Origin of the sequence: Mycolicibacterium tokaiense (assembly GCF_010725885.1) — a bacterium.
Taxonomy (GTDB): Bacteria; Actinomycetota; Actinomycetes; order Mycobacteriales; family Mycobacteriaceae; genus Mycobacterium; species Mycobacterium tokaiense.
In genome coordinates this window covers 5,332,358-5,348,604 of sequence record NZ_AP022600.1, presented here as the reverse complement: position 1 = coordinate 5,348,604, position 16,247 = coordinate 5,332,358, and the positions used below count along the sequence as shown (strand labels likewise).

12 protein-coding genes are annotated in these 16,247 nt (G+C 65.7%); 6 read left to right on the top strand and 6 right to left on the bottom strand.

All coding sequences use genetic code 11. The annotated features are described in order from the left end of the window. Window position 1: 1 nt before the first annotated feature. Genes G6N58_RS25850 through G6N58_RS25830 form a run of 5 tightly spaced genes read left to right on the top strand, consistent with a single transcriptional unit; the run spans window position 2 to window position 5,980 of the window. Window positions 2-1,633 (top strand): ABC transporter substrate-binding protein, encoded by a 1,632-nt coding sequence (locus G6N58_RS25850; RefSeq protein WP_115280954.1) that lies wholly within the window; start codon window positions 2-4, stop codon window positions 1,631-1,633. A gap of 25 nt (window positions 1,634-1,658) precedes the next feature. Next, complete coding sequence (locus tag G6N58_RS25845) at window positions 1,659-2,558, top strand: ABC transporter permease (RefSeq protein WP_115280955.1); 900 nt, start codon at window positions 1,659-1,661, stop codon at window positions 2,556-2,558. Continuing rightward, complete coding sequence (locus G6N58_RS25840; protein ID WP_115280956.1) at window positions 2,558-4,228, top strand: ABC transporter ATP-binding protein; 1,671 nt, start codon at window positions 2,558-2,560, stop codon at window positions 4,226-4,228. Before G6N58_RS25845 ends, G6N58_RS25840 begins: the two co-directional genes overlap by 1 nt. A 46-nt stretch (window positions 4,229-4,274) precedes the next feature. Beyond that, the gene (locus G6N58_RS25835) at window positions 4,275-5,087 is read left to right on the top strand and encodes an enoyl-CoA hydratase/isomerase family protein (protein ID WP_115280957.1); all 813 of its coding nucleotides are present in this window, start codon (window positions 4,275-4,277) and stop codon (window positions 5,085-5,087) included. Continuing rightward, the gene (locus G6N58_RS25830) at window positions 5,084-5,980 is read left to right on the top strand and encodes a 2-hydroxyacid dehydrogenase (protein ID WP_115280958.1); all 897 of its coding nucleotides are present in this window, start codon (window positions 5,084-5,086) and stop codon (window positions 5,978-5,980) included. Before G6N58_RS25835 ends, G6N58_RS25830 begins: the two co-directional genes overlap by 4 nt. Window positions 5,981-5,989: 9 nt before the next feature. Here G6N58_RS25830 and G6N58_RS25825 read toward each other — a convergent pair whose 3' ends face one another. The 5 genes from G6N58_RS25825 to G6N58_RS25805 all read right to left on the bottom strand — a co-directional run bounded on the left by G6N58_RS25825 (window position 5,990) and on the right by G6N58_RS25805 (window position 12,490). Beyond that, entirely contained in the window at window positions 5,990-7,243 is a 1,254-nt protein-coding gene (locus G6N58_RS25825; protein WP_115280959.1) for an acyl-CoA dehydrogenase family protein, read from the bottom strand. A 38-nt stretch (window positions 7,244-7,281) separates the two neighbouring features. Continuing rightward, window positions 7,282-8,307 carry an oxygenase MpaB family protein gene (locus G6N58_RS25820; protein ID WP_115280960.1) on the bottom strand — a complete coding sequence of 342 codons (1,026 nt, stop codon included), beginning with the start codon at window positions 8,305-8,307 and terminating at the stop codon, window positions 7,282-7,284. 247 nt (window positions 8,308-8,554) lie between these two features. Beyond that, window positions 8,555-10,492: a S9 family peptidase gene (locus G6N58_RS25815; protein WP_232068009.1), complete on the bottom strand. Its 1,938-nt coding sequence runs from the start codon at window positions 10,490-10,492 to the stop codon at window positions 8,555-8,557. Between the two features lie 80 nt (window positions 10,493-10,572). After that, window positions 10,573-11,460: a class A beta-lactamase gene (gene bla, locus G6N58_RS25810; RefSeq protein ID WP_115280962.1), complete on the bottom strand. Its 888-nt coding sequence runs from the start codon at window positions 11,458-11,460 to the stop codon at window positions 10,573-10,575. Between the two features lie 58 nt (window positions 11,461-11,518). Further along, window positions 11,519-12,490, bottom strand: a complete 972-nt coding sequence (locus G6N58_RS25805; RefSeq protein ID WP_115280963.1) for a zinc-binding dehydrogenase — start codon at window positions 12,488-12,490, stop codon at window positions 11,519-11,521. A gap of 428 nt (window positions 12,491-12,918) precedes the next feature. On the opposite strand from G6N58_RS25805, the gene G6N58_RS25800 reads away from it, so the two are divergent. Next, the gene (locus G6N58_RS25800; RefSeq protein WP_115282059.1) at window positions 12,919-15,123 is read left to right on the top strand and encodes a S9 family peptidase; all 2,205 of its coding nucleotides are present in this window, start codon (window positions 12,919-12,921) and stop codon (window positions 15,121-15,123) included. Here G6N58_RS25800 and G6N58_RS25795 read toward each other — a convergent pair. Then, on the bottom strand, window positions 15,074-15,832 hold the full coding sequence (locus G6N58_RS25795) for a MerR family transcriptional regulator (RefSeq protein WP_115280964.1): 759 nt from the start codon (window positions 15,830-15,832) through the stop codon (window positions 15,074-15,076). The genes G6N58_RS25800 and G6N58_RS25795 overlap by 50 nt on opposite strands. Window positions 15,833-16,247 lie beyond the last annotated feature (415 nt).

Sequence of the window (16,247 nt, the reverse complement as noted above, 5' to 3'; positions counted from 1 at the left end):
CGTGTCAGAAGCTCGTCACAACCGGCAGCGTCGGCTGGCTGCCATCACTTTCACCGCACTGCTGACGTCCGCGGTGGTGGCATGTGGTTCCGGCGGTTCCGCCGGCGGAGGGGACACCGGTGCCGCCGACGGGCCACCCCAGGCGGGCGGGTCCCTGCGCATCGGGATCTCCAGCGACGCAGCCTGTCTTGACCCGCACCAGACCGGCAATCACAACGTGATCTCGATGAACCGTCAGGTGGTCGACTCACTGACCGACCAGGACGCCGAGACCCTGGAGCTGGCACCGTGGCTGGCCGAATCGTGGGAGGTCAACCCCACCAATACGGAGTTCACCTTCACGCTCCGCGACGGTGTGACCTTCAGTGACGGCACCGCCTTCGACTCGAGTGTGGTCAAGGCCAACCTCGAGTCGATCGCCGAGCTCGGAGCGCTGTCCGCGCTCGGCGCAGCGATGGTGGCCGGCATTCAGTCCATCGACACCCCGGACCCCAGGACGGTGGTGGTCAGGTTCTCCGAGCCCAACGCTCAGTTCCTCACCGCGACGTCCACTACGACCCTCGGCATGCTGGCGCCGGCCTCTCTGGAGGCTGCACCAGAGGCGCTGTGCAACGGTGACGGCCTCATCGGCACCGGCCCGTTCACAGTCGAGAGCCGCACGCCGGACTCTGCCACGGTCCTGGCCAAGCGGGAGGGCTACAACTGGTCCTCGGAGTTCGCCGAGCACACCGGTGACGCTTACCTGGACCGTATCGAGTTCAGGATCGTGCCCGAATCCAGCGTGCGGGTGGGAAGCCTGCAGTCCGGTGAGCTGGAGATCATCGACGGCACCGCGCCCCAGGACATCCCGGTACTGGAGTCCTCGGGTTTTGCCCTGGAAGCCAGAGCCAACCCCGGCATCCCGATGGTGCTGTTCCTCAACCGTGAGAAGCCCGTCTGGCAGGACCCGGCAGTGCGCAAGGCGGTGCAGATCGGGATCAACCGACAGCAGTTGATGGACACCCTGTTCACCGATCTGACCCCTGCCTCCAAGGGGGCGCTGGCCGCGACCACCAATGGATTCGTCGACCAGTCCGAGCAGTTGGCCTACAACCCCGATGAGGCGCGGGCGCTCCTGGAAGAGGCCGGATACACCCGCAACGGATCGGGTCTGTACGAAAAGAACGGCCAGGCGGTCACCTTCGACGTCATCCAGTTCTATGCCAACGAGACGCCCACCATCGAACTGATGCAGCAGCAGTTGGCCGAGATCGGGATCGGTGTCGAGATCCGGGCAATGAGCAGTTCGGAATCCGACGCGGTGGAGGCCGCCGGTGACTGGGACACCATTTACGCCCACTGGACGCGCCCCGACCCCGACATCCTGCGGGTGATCCTGGATTCCACAGGCGAGAACCCGTACCGCAATGCGCCCAGCGAGCTCGATGCCCTACTGCAGGCCCAGGCGGTGGCACCTTCCCAGGAAGAGCGGACCCAGATCCTGGGCCAGGCACTCGACTTCATCGTCGACGACGCTGTGCTGATCCCGATCCACGACTTCGTGAACGTCTGGGCCATGACCGAATCCGTCCAGGGGTTCACCTTTGACTCGGGTTCGCGGCTGAAGCTCTACGACACCTGGTTGTCGTCGTGAGCGACGGCCGAGAGGCGCGCGTGCCATGACCGAACTCATTGTCGTCCAACAGGCCGGGGGTGAGCCGGTTGCGGCCCCACCGTCGCGCCGGGCGCACACCGCCAGGACCTTCCTGGCTGCGTTACGTAGGCGCATGAGCTGGGGGCTGGTTGTCTCACTGCTGATCCTGGCGACAGCCGCAGCATGGGCGCTCTTCCCTGGACTGTTCACCGGGTACGACCCGATGACCGGCGTGACGTCCGAGGCACTCCAGGGTCCCAGCATGGCGCACCTGTTCGGGACGGACCAGCTCGGGCGGGACAACTATGCCCGCCTGGTGTACGGATCACGATTGTCCTTGCAGGCCATCGTGACCGCCGTGGCGATCGCACTCTGTGTGGGTTCACTGTTCGGCCTCGTTGCCGGATTCCTCGGCGGTGTGGTCGACACCGTGGTGATGCGTGCTGTCGACCTGCTGATGTCGATCCCAAGCCTGCTGTTGTCCCTGGCGCTGATCACCGTGCTGGGGCCGGGCACCACCAATGTGGCGATCGCCGTCGGGTTGGCCAGCGTGGCCAGCTTCGCCCGGCTGATGCGCGCGGAGGTGATGCGGGTCCGTACGGCCACCTATGTCGAAGCGGCCATGGCGGTAGGTGCGCGACGCAGCCAGATCCTGGTGCGTCACGTGCTGCCCAACTCCACCGGCCCGGTCCTGGCCATGGCGGCCCTGGAATTGGGCGGAGCGGTGCTGGCGGTCTCGTCGCTGAGCTTCCTGGGCTACGGCGCCCAACCGCCGGCCCCGGAATGGGGATCGCTCATCTCCGCCGGGCGTGACTACATGGCCACGGCATGGTGGTTGACCGTCCTGCCCGGTCTGGTGGTCACCGCAATCGTGCTGGCAGCCAACCGGTTGGCCCGGTCCATCGAACGCGAAGAGGAGCACTGATGGCGACCGTTGATTCGGGTCCCCTGCTGAGCGTCCGGGACCTGGCCATCTCCTACACCACGTCGGAAGGCACCTTCACCGCCGTCGAGGGCGTCGAGTTCGATGTCCATCCCGGCGAGGTGGTGGCGATCGTGGGGGAGTCAGGCTCCGGCAAGTCGACCAGCGCGCAGGCCGTGATCGGGATGCTCGCCCGCAACGGCACCGTCACCGGCGGGTCGATCGTGTTCGACGGCACCGATCTGACGGCGCTCTCGGAGCGCCAATGGCAGGAAGTCAGGGGAGCGCAGATCGGTCTGGTGCCGCAGGATCCGATCGTCTCGCTCAATCCGGTGAAGAAAATTGGCGATCAGGTCGGCGAAGTGCTGCGGATCCACGGTTTGGCGCGCCGCCGCGATGCCGCAGCACGTGCGGTGGAGTTGCTCGAGCAGGCCGGTCTCACCGATCCGGAGGCCCGGGCACGCCAGTATCCCCATCAACTGTCGGGTGGGATGCGACAGCGGGTCCTGATCGCCGCCGCGATGGCCGCCAAGCCGAAACTCATCATCGCCGATGAACCGACCAGCGCCCTCGATGTCACGGTGCAGCGCCAGATTCTGGATCACATCGAGCAGTTGACCCGCGACACCGGCACTGCGATGCTGCTGATCACCCACGACCTGGGTGTGGCTGCTGATCGTGCCGACACCATCGTGGTGATGTCGCGGGGACGGGTGGTCGAGTCCGGTGCCACCGCTCGGGTTCTGCAGTCGCCACAGCACAACTACACCCGGACGTTGCTGTCCAATGCGCCCAGTATGTCCAGTGCCCGGCTCGGCCGGTCCCGGACCACCGCAACGGCGCCGGATCCGGTTGCCGACCGCACCGTGCCGACACCGGCGCTGCTGGCGGTCAACGAACTCAGCAAGGAGTTCGCGCTGCCCCGCACGGCAACGGGCCCCCGTACGCTGCGTGCTGTCGACGGTGTCTCCTTCGAACTACGGCGCGGCCAGACCCTGAGCCTGGTGGGGGAATCGGGTTCAGGTAAGAGCACCACGGCACGGATGGTGCTGCGTCTGGAGACGCCCACCAGTGGGCAGGTGGACTTCGACGGCATCGACGTCACCGGTCTGCCCGCCAAGGAGATGCGTCAGATGCGGCGTCGCATGCAGCTGGTATACCAAAACCCCTATGCCTCATTGGATCCGCGGTTCACCGTCGAGCAGATCATCACCGAACCGCTGACCGCCTTCGGTATCGGCGACAAGCACGAGCGGGCTTCACGGGCCGCCGAATTGGTGGAACAGGTGGCGTTGCCGAGTGCGATGCTGCGGCGCCTGCCCGCCGAGCTGTCCGGTGGTCAGCGGCAGCGGGTCGCCATCGCCCGCGCCTTGGCGCTCGATCCGGAGTTCATCGTCTGTGACGAGGCGGTGTCCGCTCTCGACGTCACCGTGCAGGCGCAGATTCTGGAGCTGTTGGTGCAGTTGCAGGAAGAACGCGCCCTGGCGTACCTGTTCATCTCCCACGATCTGGCAGTGGTCCGACAGGTGTCCGATCACGTGGCGGTGATGCGGCACGGGAAACTCGTCGAAACCGGGAGCGTCGACGCCATCTTCGGTGATCCGCAGCAGAGTTATACCCGAGAGCTGTTGCGCGCCATTCCCGGTCGGCGTTGGGTTGATATGCCCGCCTGATCTTCTGTTGACCGTGCAACGACGTACACACCTGGCGAGGAGCCTGATGCCCGTTTTCGACACCATCGACGTGACCAAGCGTGAGTACCTGGGAATCGTCACCCTGAACCGCCCGAAGGTGCTCAACGCCATCGACGAGCGGATGTTCGCCGAATTGGGCCGCGCGATCGATGAACTGGAGCGCGACAACGATATCCGGGCGGCCGTGATCCGCGGCGCCGGTCGCGCGTTCTCGGCCGGTCATGACATGACCGATGAGCTGATCCCCCGGGAGACCCCACCGGACCTGCTGTCCTACACCGAGCGCAATGCGGCTCCGTGGTGGCGTATCTGGAACAGCCGGTTGCCGTGGATCGCCCAGGTACACGGATACTGCCTGGGCGGGGCCAACGAACTGGCGATGGTCTGCGATCTGACGATTGCCTCCACCGACGCCCAGTTCGGCATTCCTGACGTGCAGTTCCAGGCCTCGCCGCCGTTCAACATCCTGCCCTGGATCGTGGGGATGAAGAAGGCCCGTGAACTGATCCTCACCGGCCGGCGGGTCGCTGCACCAGAGGCTCTCGAGCTGGGCATGGTCAATCTGGTCGTGGAACCAGATAGTCTGGAGCGCACCGTCTTCGAGATGGCGGCGGACCTGGCCAAGTCGCCACCGGTGTCGGTGGCGATGAACAAGAGGGCCTTCAACCGCACCTACGAGGTGCAGGGCATCCGCGCGGCCATCGACGCCGGGCGGGAGACGTTCGTGATGTTGCAGTCGAGCACCTCCGCCGAGCGGGAGGAGTTCGACAGGATCGCCGAGGCGGAGGGCATGCGCGCGGCGTTCGCGTGGCGCGATGCCAAATTCCAGGTGCGTTGAGCCGCCGACTGGTCTGGCTCCCGTTCGAGCCGTCGTGGCCGGTCCCGGCCGGGATCCGGTGTGAGCTGGTCGAGCTGGGTTCGGCCGCAACAGGTCTCGACGAGGTGGAGTTCGTGGTGCTGCCGTACGGGGCCACGGACGCGCAACTGAGAGCGCTGCGACGGATGCCGCGGCTTGCGGTGGTCCAGAGCCAGGCTGCCGGGACCGAGCGGGTGGCGCCCTTCGTGCCGCCGGGCGTGCGGTTGTGCAGCGGCAGGGGAGTGCACGATACTGCCACCGCGGAACTGGCGGTGGCGCTGGCGCTGACCATGACACGCGACCTGCCGGACTACCTCCACGACCAGGCCGAACGCCGATGGCGGCCTCGGGTGTCACAGGGCCTTGCTGACCAACGCGTGGTCGTGATCGGCTTCGGCTCGGTGGGTTCGGCAATCGGCGCCCGTCTCCGGGCGTTCGAGGCGGAGGTGGTGGGGATCGCGCGGACCGCGAGAGTGGGCGTGCGCGCGATGTCCGCACTGCCGGAGGTTCTGCCGGGCGCCGATGTGGTGATCCTGGCGGTACCTCTGACCGACGAAACCCGCGGCATGGTCGACAAGGCGTTCCTGGACCTGCTGAAGCCGGGTGCCCTGCTGATCAATGTCGCCCGCGGGGCCGTGGTGGTCACCGAAGATCTCCTGAAGGCACTGAACGCCGGACGGATCTCCGCGGCACTGGATGTCACCGATCCCGAGCCCCCGCCGGCAGACAGTCCGCTGTGGGACGCACCGAACTGTGTGCTCACACCACACGTCGGCGCACGCTCACGGGCGCTGCAGCCTCGGATCCAGGCGCTGGTGCGCGATCAGGTGACGCGGTTCGCCGACGGCAGGGAGCTGCGTAACCTGGTTCGGTGAACGGCGGCGTCAGTAATCCCGCAGCAACCCCTTGGCGACATGGGTGATCTGCACTTCGTTGCTGCCCGCGTAGATCATCAGTGACTTGGCGTCGCGGGCCAGCTGCTCCACGCGGTACTCGGTCATGTACCCGTTGCCGCCGAACAGCTGGACTGCTTCCATGGCCACATCGGTGGCAGCCTGCGAGCAGTAGTATTTGATGGCCGACGCCTCGGACAGTGAGATGGCCGTCCCGGACTGACCGGCTTCGATGACGCGGAACAGCATGTTGCGCACATTCATCCGCGCGACTTCCATGTTGGCCAGCTTGAGCTGGATCAGCTGGAATTGGCCGATCTCCTTGCCCCACAGTGTGCGTGTGCGCGCGTAGTCCACCGACAGGCGCAGGCATTCCTCGATGACGCCCAGGGCCATCGCGGCTACCCCGATGCGCTCGGCCGAGAAGTTGGAGCGGGCGCTGTCGCGGCCCTGATCGGCACCGCCGGCCTCGCCCTCGGTCTCGCCGAGCAGTCGATCCCGCCCCAGTCGGACATTGTTGAAAAACAGCTCACCGGTGCGCGACGAGTGGATTCCCATTTTGCGGAACGGTTTCGACTGCACAAAACCCTCCATGCCCTTGTCGAGCACGAAGGTCAACACCTTGCGGTCGCGCTTGTCCACGCTGGGGTCGCCCTCGTCGAGCTTGGCGTAGACCACCACGACGTCGGCATCGGGCCCGTTGGTGATGAACGTCTTCTGACCGTTGAGGATGTAGTCGCCTGATCCATCGGTGGCACGAGCCACCCAGGTCTTCATGCCGCCGAAGGCATCGGACCCGGAGTCCGGTTCGGTGATCGCCCAAGCGCCCACCTTCTCGTAGGTGACCAGTTCGGGCAGCCAGCGCTCCTGCTGGGCCAGGGTGCCGCGGCTCTGGATGGTGGGTACGGTCAGGCCCAGGCTGACGCCCATGCCGGTGACCACGCCCATCGAGACCCGGCACAGTTCGCTGATCACGACGAAGCCCATGCCGCCCTGCTCGCCGCCGAACATCCCGCCGCCTCCGCTGGACTTCGCGGTGTCACCGGCCCGTAGCTTCGCCAGCCGCTTCTCCAGTGACTCCTTGGCCATGGCGTCGATACCGAAGGAGGAGAACAGTTTCCGGATGATCGGATAGGGCTCCATCTCGCCGCTCTCGAGGGCGTCGATGTGCGGACGGATCTCCTTGTCGACGAACTGGCGCACGGCGTCCTGCACCGCGAGGTCGACGTCGGACCACTCGATCATGTGTGTTTTCTCGATTCGGTTGTGTCGGGTCGGTCGGGTCAGGCGGCCGGACGCCGGCCCCGGGCGGGGCGGAATCCGGCCAGTGAGAACGTCGTGTGCATCAACGACCCGGCGGTCTCGGTCAGGACCTTGGGGATGGGCGAACGGCGCTTGGGCACATAATGCATCGGCATGCCCTTGCGGTCACGCGGGGGGTCCATGAAAAACGGTGCCTCCACCAATGGAGCATCCACCGGGTCCGCCCCGGAAGCGCGGCGGTAGGCGGCGAGCGCACGAGGATGCAGCCGGATCTCGTCGGGCACAGCAAGGAACGCCACCTGCACCGCCTTGCCGAACAGCCGTAGCAGCACCTCGTCCCCGGGCGTCCAGCGCATCCCGGCCTTCTCCCGCACCGCCTCGTCGAACACCCCCGCCGCAATCCACCGCTGAGCGGCCACCATCGGTGAGAACAGCTGGTCCCACAGCGGGGTGGGCATCGGCACGAACTTCGGCTTCGGGATCCGGATGGTGAAGATGTCCCGGGTCGCTTGATTGATCTCCAGTTCGTCGCGGCAGGTGCGTTCCCAGTACTCGCAGAACTCGTCCCAGGTCTGGGGTACCGGGCGCATGCTCATCCCGTACTGGCGATACCACTGAACGTGCTCGTCGAACAGCTGGCGTTTCTCGGCGTCGGTGAGCCCGCCGCAGAAGTACTCGGCCGTCTTGACGATCAGCATGAAGAAGGTGGCATGCGCCCAGTAGAACGTCTCGGGGTTCAGCGCGTGATAGCGGCGTCCCCGGGTGTCCGTGCCCTTGATGGTGGTGTGGAAGCCTTTGATCTGTGCTCCGGTCTGGCCTGCGCGATCACCGTCGTAGACCACACCCATGATCGGGTAGACCGAGCGGGCCACGCGCTGCAGCGGCTCGCGTTTGAGGATGGAATGGTCTTCCACACCGGCGCCCAGCTGGGGGTACATGTTCTGGATCGCCCCGATCCACACCCCGAGCAGACCCGTGCGCAGGTCGCCGAAGTACTTCCAGGTCAGGGAATCGGGGCCGAGGGGATCGGCCGGGGTGGTGGTCATCGCGCCTCCCGTCAGTGCGAGGTGCTCCCCACGGTAATGATGACAACCAGGGTTGTCTACGGTTGAGCGTGGTTGCTCACCGGATAGTTACCGGGTGTTGATCGCGTCGTCTCTCCTGCGGTCACTTGCCCGAAGATCCTGACATCTCGCGGAACACGGTGACGCACAGATGACGTATCCGTCACCAAGCTGGCGGGAGCTCCGATTGACCTTCCGGCGCGGTATCACAGGCAGGTCGATGTGGACTTCACACGCGTCCGCCCAGGTGACGTGCCAGAAACCGCTCGAGCGTCCGATACAGCTCGATGTTGCTGTCCGGATTGATGAACCAATGGCCTTCGGTTGCGTTCAGCAGGTACTCGATCTCGGCGCCGCGGGCGGTGAGAGACTCGGCGATGCGGTCGGCGTGGCGTCTCGCGACACGAACATCGTTGGCGCCGTGGATCAACAGTATCGGCGCGGTGATGTCGTCGACTCGGCTGATCGGTGAGCGAGCGAGCATATCGGCACGCTGGGCAGGGTTCTCCGGATCTCCGATGTATCGTACGTAGCTGTTTTCCACGAGCCGACGAGCGAACGGGACAACCGATTCGACCAGATCGACGAGGTCCGACATGCCGGTGTAGCTGACCGCGGCGGCGAATCGGTCCGGGGTGAACGCGGCCCCAACCAGGGCTGCATAACCACCGTAGGAGCAACCGTAGATGGCAACCCGGTCCGGGTCGGTGTGACCTCGGCTGATCGCCCAGTCGAGGGCGTCGATGAGATCGTCGTGCATACGTCCGGCGAACTGACCTATCGCGGCCTGAGTATGGGCCTTACCGTACCCCGTCGAACCCCGAAAGTTGACCTGCAACACTGCATAACCGCGGTTGGCAAGAAGCTGTACCTCGGGGTCGTAGCACCAGCTGTCGCGATACCAAGGTCCGCCGTGGACCAGCAGTACGGTCGGTAGGCACCGTGGTTCAACCCCTTTCGGCAAGGTGAGGTGGCAGGGCAAGGTCAGTCCGTCGCGAGCCGTGACGCTGATCGGCGTGACGGGCGCTAGCTGGGTCGGGTCGAGATGGGGAAAGGGCCGGAACAGGCAGCGCGCCTCGCCGGTGCGGTGGTCGTAGAACCAGGTGACTCCGGGATCGCGGTCGTGGGTGAAATCGACCACCCATCGTTGGGCTGTGGCATCGCAGGATATGTGGGCGGGGTCTCCGTCGGAGAGCTCAGCCAGCCGCGGCAGTACCGCGGCGAAATGCGGGTCCAGTGGGTGGATCTCTTGACGTGCGCCGAGGTATCGGGCACCAAGAAGTTCGCCGGTTCCCGGGTGCAGGATCAGGGAGGGCGGAAAGCGGCGGTCAGCCTCGGGCCGGGGAGTGTCGAGGTCGAAGATCGGGTGGCTGTCCACCCCGATCTGCTCGCCGGTGCGCAGGTCCAGTCGGACCAGGCGCGTGCGGTCCGAGCCGCGGGACGAACCGATCCACAGCCCGGTCCCGTCCGGGGTCGGCACAGTGGGAGTGACCGCCAAGAGGACGTCGGCCCCGCTGAACCGCGTGATAGGGGCCCGGTCACCGTCGACCCATTCCGACAGAACATGGGCACCGCCGTCCTCCATAGTGAACGCGAGCAGCCGCCCCGGGGTGCGCATCCAGGACACGACGTCACCGGGATTGTGCGCAACCAACGTCAATCGACCGGTGGCCAGGTCGAGCTCATAGAAGTCGGCCAGCTCGGGGCGGCGCATGTTGAGCGAGACGAAGGCCGTGCCCGGTTGATCCAGAACTATCTGGGCGTCGAGCAGGCGGACCCCGTCGTAGGGAGTCAGGTCAACCGCGGGCTCGTCGGGTCGGTTCGGATCGGCGCGGTACAGGTGCCAGTTCTCATCGCCGTCGGTGTCCTGGTGGAACAGCAGGTAACGTCCGTCGCTGGACCAGTAGAACGTGTCGATGTTGCGTCGGTCGTCGGAGGTAATGCGCCGGACTTCGGGGCAGTCGCCGTCGGGGGAGCTCCAGTCGGAGTCCGGCGCACGCAGATGCAGGTTGAGACGGCCACGCCATGGGGCGAGGTAGGCGACACTTCTGCCATCCGGGGACAGCAGGGCCCGGGCGCGGCGGGGTAGACCGAAGAACTCTTCGACAGCGATCAATGTCGGTGGGGTGGTGGCGGGGTCTTTGGCTGGACGAACGTGGGTGCTCACCATCCGAGTTCAACCCCTGCCGTTGCGTCATACTCAAGGGCACACCAGCGTGGCTCGCATCTCAGTCGCACTGCTCTGGGTCAGCCGGCGAGGGCCGACATCACCACGGCGGCGATCTCGGCCATGACAGGTCGGAACCCGTCGGCGTTGGGATTGTCTGTGGCGGAGCGCATCATGACCGACAGCACGACCTGTTGACCGCCGGGTCCGAAACCGAGCCCGACATCGTTGGTGGAGCCATACCCACCGCCACCGGTCTTGTCGGCCAGGATCCACTCCGGCGGCATCCCCGGACGCAGACTGGAGGTGGTGTTGGCCACCATCCACTCGATCAGTTGCCGGCGGGACTCCAGAGTCAAAGCTGTCCCCTCCAGTAGCGCTCGGTTGCCGTCGCCGAGCGCCTGTGGCGTGCTGGTGTCGCGCACATCCCCGGGTATGGCGGAGTTCAGCTCCGTCTCCCAGCGATCGAGGCGAGTCTCGTTGTCGCTGATACTGCGGGCGAACTCCGTGATTGCCGGCGGGCCCCCCACGGCCTTGAGCAGGTAGTTGGTGGCGGCATTGTCGCTCTTCTGAAGCGCAGCTGCGCACAGATCGGCGACGGGGATGCTGCGGCCGACCCAGGTTTCGGTGACCGGGGAGTTGGAAACAATGTCGGCGCCGTGAACCACGACCGAGTCGGTGAGTGCGAGCTCCCCGCGCTCCGCCTTCTGCAGAACGCGCGCGGCAACGTAGGTCTTGACCGAGGAGCACATCGCGAACCGCTCGTGGTTCCGGTGTGCGATGGTCTTGTGGGTCTTGAGATCCAGTGCGTACAGACCTATCCGGGCCTGGTGACGTCGTTCGGCCTCGAGGAGGTAGCCCACGACGTCGGGTGCGGGCCGGGCATCTGCGCTCAATGGGTGGGCCACCGTCAAGGCGGTGATGGCGAGCCCGCCGGTCAGCACGCTTCTTCGAGAAATGCTGTTCATAGACAACGACTTTCGATCTGAGGTGGGGCACTCGATGGGGGTGGGGCGAGGGTTGGACTCACGGCGTGAGCAGTACGCTGCCGGTGGTTCTGCGTGACCCGATGTCCGCATGGGCCTGTCGTGCCTCTGCGAGCGGATAGACGGTGGGGGCCAAGGTGCCGAAGATGCCGTCTCGTAACGCGTTGAAGATGGCAGCAGACCCGGCAGCGACGAGATCAGGGGTGTTGACGTACTGACCACTGCTGGGCTGCACAAAGCGTACATTCCGCGCGGCGAGGTCGCTTGGGTCAACAGGGGGCAGCCCTGCGGCATGACCGTACAAGACAGCCGTGCCGCCAGGCTTCACGAGCGGCCAGAGTGTGGCGAAGCCCGGACCTCCCACGCCGTCGAAGAGCACGTCGATGCTTCGGGCACCGACGATGGCGCTGACGTCGCGAGCAGCAGAACCGGGTTGTGCAGAGACAACCACGTTTTCGATGCCGGCCTCACGCACTTGCGCTGCTTTGTCCTGGGAGCCGACGATGCCGATCACGCGAACGCCCGACACGGTCAGCCACCTGGTCAACAAAGTGCCCACCCCGCCGGCGGCCGGCCCGACGACCACGATATCCCCGGGTTTGACCTCGACGATGAGATTGATCAGTGCCCATACCAGCATGCCCTTGGACAGCACTGCAGCAGCTGCTTCGGTGGTGATGTCGTCAGGTAAGGCGACCAGCTGGCCGCCGTCGATGAGGCGTTGTTCGGCGTAGGCACCGAGGTCGGTCCAATAGGCGACACGGTCTCCGACGTTCCATCGTGAGGCTTCATCCGCCACCTCGGTGACCCTCCCGGCGCCCTCCATACCCAACACTGCCGGAAAGTCGCGCAACGGGAAGATTCCTGCACGGAAGATGAGGTCGACGTAGTTCACGCCGATGTGATCATGGGTCAGCTGAACCTCGCCATGTTTCGGTGGGGGAAGAGTGCGGTCGCTGAACTGCAGCACTTCCGGGCCACCGTGGGAGTGAATGTGTACGACACCGCTCATGTGCAAGTCCTGTTCCTAGTGGGAGTTTGGCAGTTCGGCGAGCCGCGAACGCAGACCCTCGACAAAGCTCATCCGTTGACGGGCTGCTGTCCGGACCCGAAGGGAAGCATGCTCGATCACACTCTGACAACCCAGAACGGTACTTGCTTAATCCACAGCGCCGCAACCAAAGTCATCGACTCCGACGTACAGCCGGGCGTGACAGACAAGACGACCGATTCGAAACGTCGTCAACCGAGGTATCTTCAACCGGCCCCGCGAGTCTGCACTTTCCGGGTCAGCACAGACCGCCCCGCCGCGGCCGGGTCAACCACGGCCTTGACTGTGCCGTTACGTCCTGCTGTTGCATTGTGCCTGTGAACTCCGATGCCATAGCGGCCCCTCACAAGACGACCTTGACCGCCGCCGACTACGCCCGCGCTGAACAGATGCTGGCCCCGTACCGGGCACGTCGCGTGCCCGGAGCAGCGGTACAGCCGCAGTGGCTTCCGGACGGACACCGTTTCTGGTACCAGGTCGAGTCGCGCTTTGTCGTGGTGGATCCCCGCAACGGCAGCCGAGACGACGCGTTCGACCACGACAGGCTGGCCGCGGCGTTGTCCTTGGCTTCCGGTCATGCGGTCAGCGCCGATGATCTCCCGATCAGCGCCGTCGAGTTGGGTGACGACGGGACGGTCGGCTTCTCCGCGTTGGGGTCATGGTGGGTGTGGTCGCCCGGCGCGGGCACCTGCGAACGGGCCGACCGCAGCGACCGCGCGTTGCCCGGGGAGGTGGAGTCGCCCGACAAGTCGTGGGTGGCGTTCGGTCGCGACGGCAACATCTGGGTCCGATCCCGCGACGGTGAGCAGGAATTCCCCCTCACCGACGACGCCGAACCGTACTTCGAATACGGCGGGATGGCCGACGCGACCGGCGGAAGAGCGCTGATGCGAGTGCTTGGGCTGCCGCCCCTGTTCGCCGTGCAATGGTCACCGGATTCGACCCGGATCCTGGCCCAGCGCATCGACCAGCGTGCCCTGCCCGAGCTGGTGCTGGTCGAATCGTCGCCCTCCGACGGCGGCAGACCGGTCGAGCACCGCACCCGATACACCATGCCGGGCGAGCAGGCGCAGGCAATGCTGACCTGGAATGTCCTCCACGTGGCAGAACGCACCGTGGTCCGGCAGGCCGAACCCACCGTCATCATGCACGGCACCGCCGTCATGTACGCCTGGTGGACCGGCACATCGGGTGACGCGGTGCACTTCCTGAACCATTCCCGCGACGCCCGCACGCTGGAGCTGCGCCGCCTGGACCCGGCCACCGGAACCGTCACCACCCTGATCAGCGAATCCGGTGAGACGCGGGTGGACCCGACGCCCCAGCTGGGAGAACCAACGATGACCCGGGTGCTGGACTCCGGTGAGATCGTGTGGTGGTCGCAACGCGACGGCTGGGGCCATCTCTATCTCTATTCGCCCGACGGGCAAGAGGTCCGGCAGATCACCACCGGGCAGTGGCCGGTGCGAAAGGTGCTCTGGGTCGACGAACAGCGCCGGCAGGTATGGTTCGTCGCTGCCGGCCTCGTCGCCGACGATCCCTATGTACGCCAGATCTGCCGGATCGGGCTCGACGGCCAGGGTTTTGTGCGGCTCACCAAGGACGACACCCTCGACCATGACGCGGTCAGTCCCGACGGCGGCGACTACTTCGTCCAACGGGCATCCTCACCCAACCGCCCTCCGCACACGGTGGTACGCGACGGGGACGGCCAACTGCTGGTCGAACTCGAGGCGCCTTCCGCCTCAGCGCTGGAGGCGCAGGGCTGGAGCGCGCCGGAGCGGTTCTGCACCATCGCCGCCGACGGCAGAACCCGCATCTACGGATTGCTCTGGCGTCCACACGGTTTCGATCCGCAGCGCCGCTACCCGGTGATCGAGCACATCTATCCGGGCCCGCAGATCTGGAACGCGGGGGCCGCATTCGACTCACCGCACGTCGGCCACCCCGAGGCGCTGGCAGCGCTGGGTTTTGCCGTGGTGGTGATCGACGGACGCGGAACCGCCGGGCGCAGCAAAGCCTTTCACGACCACTCCTACCGCGACATGGGCAATGCTGGCGCTCTCGACGACCGCGTGGCCGCGATTCGCGAACTGGGTCGGCGGCACAGCTGGTTGGACACCGAGCGCGTCGGGATAACGGGTCTGTCGGCCGGTGCCTTCGCCGCCGCCAGGGCATTGCTCACGTACCCGGACTTCTATCGGGTTGCGGTGGCGGTGTCCGGTAACCACGACAACACCGTCAACCTGGCCATGTGGGCCGAGCACTACCACGGCGACCTCAGCGACAACGGGAGGAAGGCGATCTCGAACACTCACCTGGCGGACGAACTGCGGGGCAAGCTACTGCTGATCCACGGCGAACTCGACGACAACGCCCATCCCTACCAAACGATGCGCCTGGCGCACGCACTCATCAAGGCGGACAAAGACTTCGACCTGATCCTCATTCCGGGCACCGAACACGCGCTGTTCGGCTACCAGCACTACGCCTACCGCCGCACCTGGGACTATTTCGTGGCCCACCTCCACGGGACCGAACCGCCTACCTACCGTCTGGCTCCGTTGCCGCTTCCGCAGTGGTCGCTCGGATGATGTCGCCGCTGCGGCGCAGCACGTCGAGCTGCGCTTCGCTATAGAGTTCCTGCATGGCCTCGTTGATGGCCCTGCCGGCGAACTGCGCCCCGCCGGGGGCGTCGGCGTGCGAGTCCACGAGCCCCGGATGTGCCGCGCGCACCGACAGCAGGTAGGGCACCAGGCGTTCGGCGAGGTCCGCGCGGGTGCGCTCGTCGGCATCGGGATCCAGTTCATCGTACTCGTGGGCCACGGGGTCGTCTGGGGCATTCTCGAGCAGGTGGGCATAGATCTGCAGGCCCTGGGGACCCAGGACCCGCGACAACAGAACGACGAGCGAGCGGTCGGCCTCGGACAGTGTGGCGACCGCGCGAGGTGACACGAACTGCGTCGGCAGGTCGGTCGGCGCCTTCTGGTCCAGGATCTGACGCACTTCGGTGCGTGCCTGCTGCAGCTGTTCGATGGTCGCTGCCAGCTCATTGTCCAGGGCGCGCAGTTCGGCAGCCGGGTGGTCGTCGGCATCGCCCATCGCCGCGATTTGGGTGAGTGAGAAGCCCAAGTCGACAAGACGTTTGATACGCACGAGACGCACCAGATGTGTCACCCCGTATTGCTTGTAGCCGTTGGTCCGGCGTTCGGGCTCGGCGAGAAGGCCGACGTCGTGATAGTGCCGCACAGCCCGCAGGCTGGTACCGGACAGCGCGGCGATCTCACGGGTGCTCCAGGCCATGGTTCACATTCTGGTCGACGGCAGTATGCGACTTTACCGGCGCGGCCGGTCTCACGTCAGCTTCAGGGCTCGACCTCCGAGGTGATGGTGATTTTTCGCCGGCCACGGCGCCGCCGGTCTCCAGCGGCGCGTTCATTTCTGATCAGTTCTGCAACCGACCCCACTGCGCATCGGGGCCTTGGTTCAGTGCAAGCTGGCCCCGACAGTGAAGCGCACGGGTTGTTTCAGATGATTGTGCAGGCGCTGTCGTCGACGCCTCCTTGTTCCTGTCACCACCGAGCGTCTGCTCTGACCGGGGTCGGATGTGGACCATGCCGCAGCGGCATGGTGTGAACTGCTGGCGTGAAGTCAGGCAAATTCGATAAGTACACGTTGGTGTCGATGGTTCGTGACAAGTCCAGTCAACCTAGGAGTG

What these genes read in the sequence shown, in the direction of transcription:
- G6N58_RS25845 (WP_115280955.1), top strand. Translation starts at nt 1,659, where the DNA reads ATGACCGAACTCATTGTCGTCCAACAGGCCGGGGGTGAGCCGGTTGCG.
- G6N58_RS25840 (WP_115280956.1), top strand. Translation starts at nt 2,558, where the DNA reads ATGGCGACCGTTGATTCGGGTCCCCTGCTGAGCGTCCGGGACCTGGCC.
- G6N58_RS25835 (WP_115280957.1), top strand. Translation starts at nt 4,275, where the DNA reads ATGCCCGTTTTCGACACCATCGACGTGACCAAGCGTGAGTACCTGGGA.
- G6N58_RS25825 (WP_115280959.1), bottom strand. Translation starts at nt 7,243, where the DNA reads ATGATCGAGTGGTCCGACGTCGACCTCGCGGTGCAGGACGCCGTGCGC.
- G6N58_RS25820 (WP_115280960.1), bottom strand. Translation starts at nt 8,307, where the DNA reads ATGACCACCACCCCGGCCGATCCCCTCGGCCCCGATTCCCTGACCTGG.
- bla (WP_115280962.1), bottom strand. Translation starts at nt 11,460, where the DNA reads ATGAACAGCATTTCTCGAAGAAGCGTGCTGACCGGCGGGCTCGCCATC.
- G6N58_RS25805 (WP_115280963.1), bottom strand. Translation starts at nt 12,490, where the DNA reads ATGAGCGGTGTCGTACACATTCACTCCCACGGTGGCCCGGAAGTGCTG.
- G6N58_RS25800 (WP_115282059.1), top strand. Translation starts at nt 12,919, where the DNA reads ATGCTGGCCCCGTACCGGGCACGTCGCGTGCCCGGAGCAGCGGTACAG.
- G6N58_RS25795 (WP_115280964.1), bottom strand. Translation starts at nt 15,832, where the DNA reads ATGGCCTGGAGCACCCGTGAGATCGCCGCGCTGTCCGGTACCAGCCTG.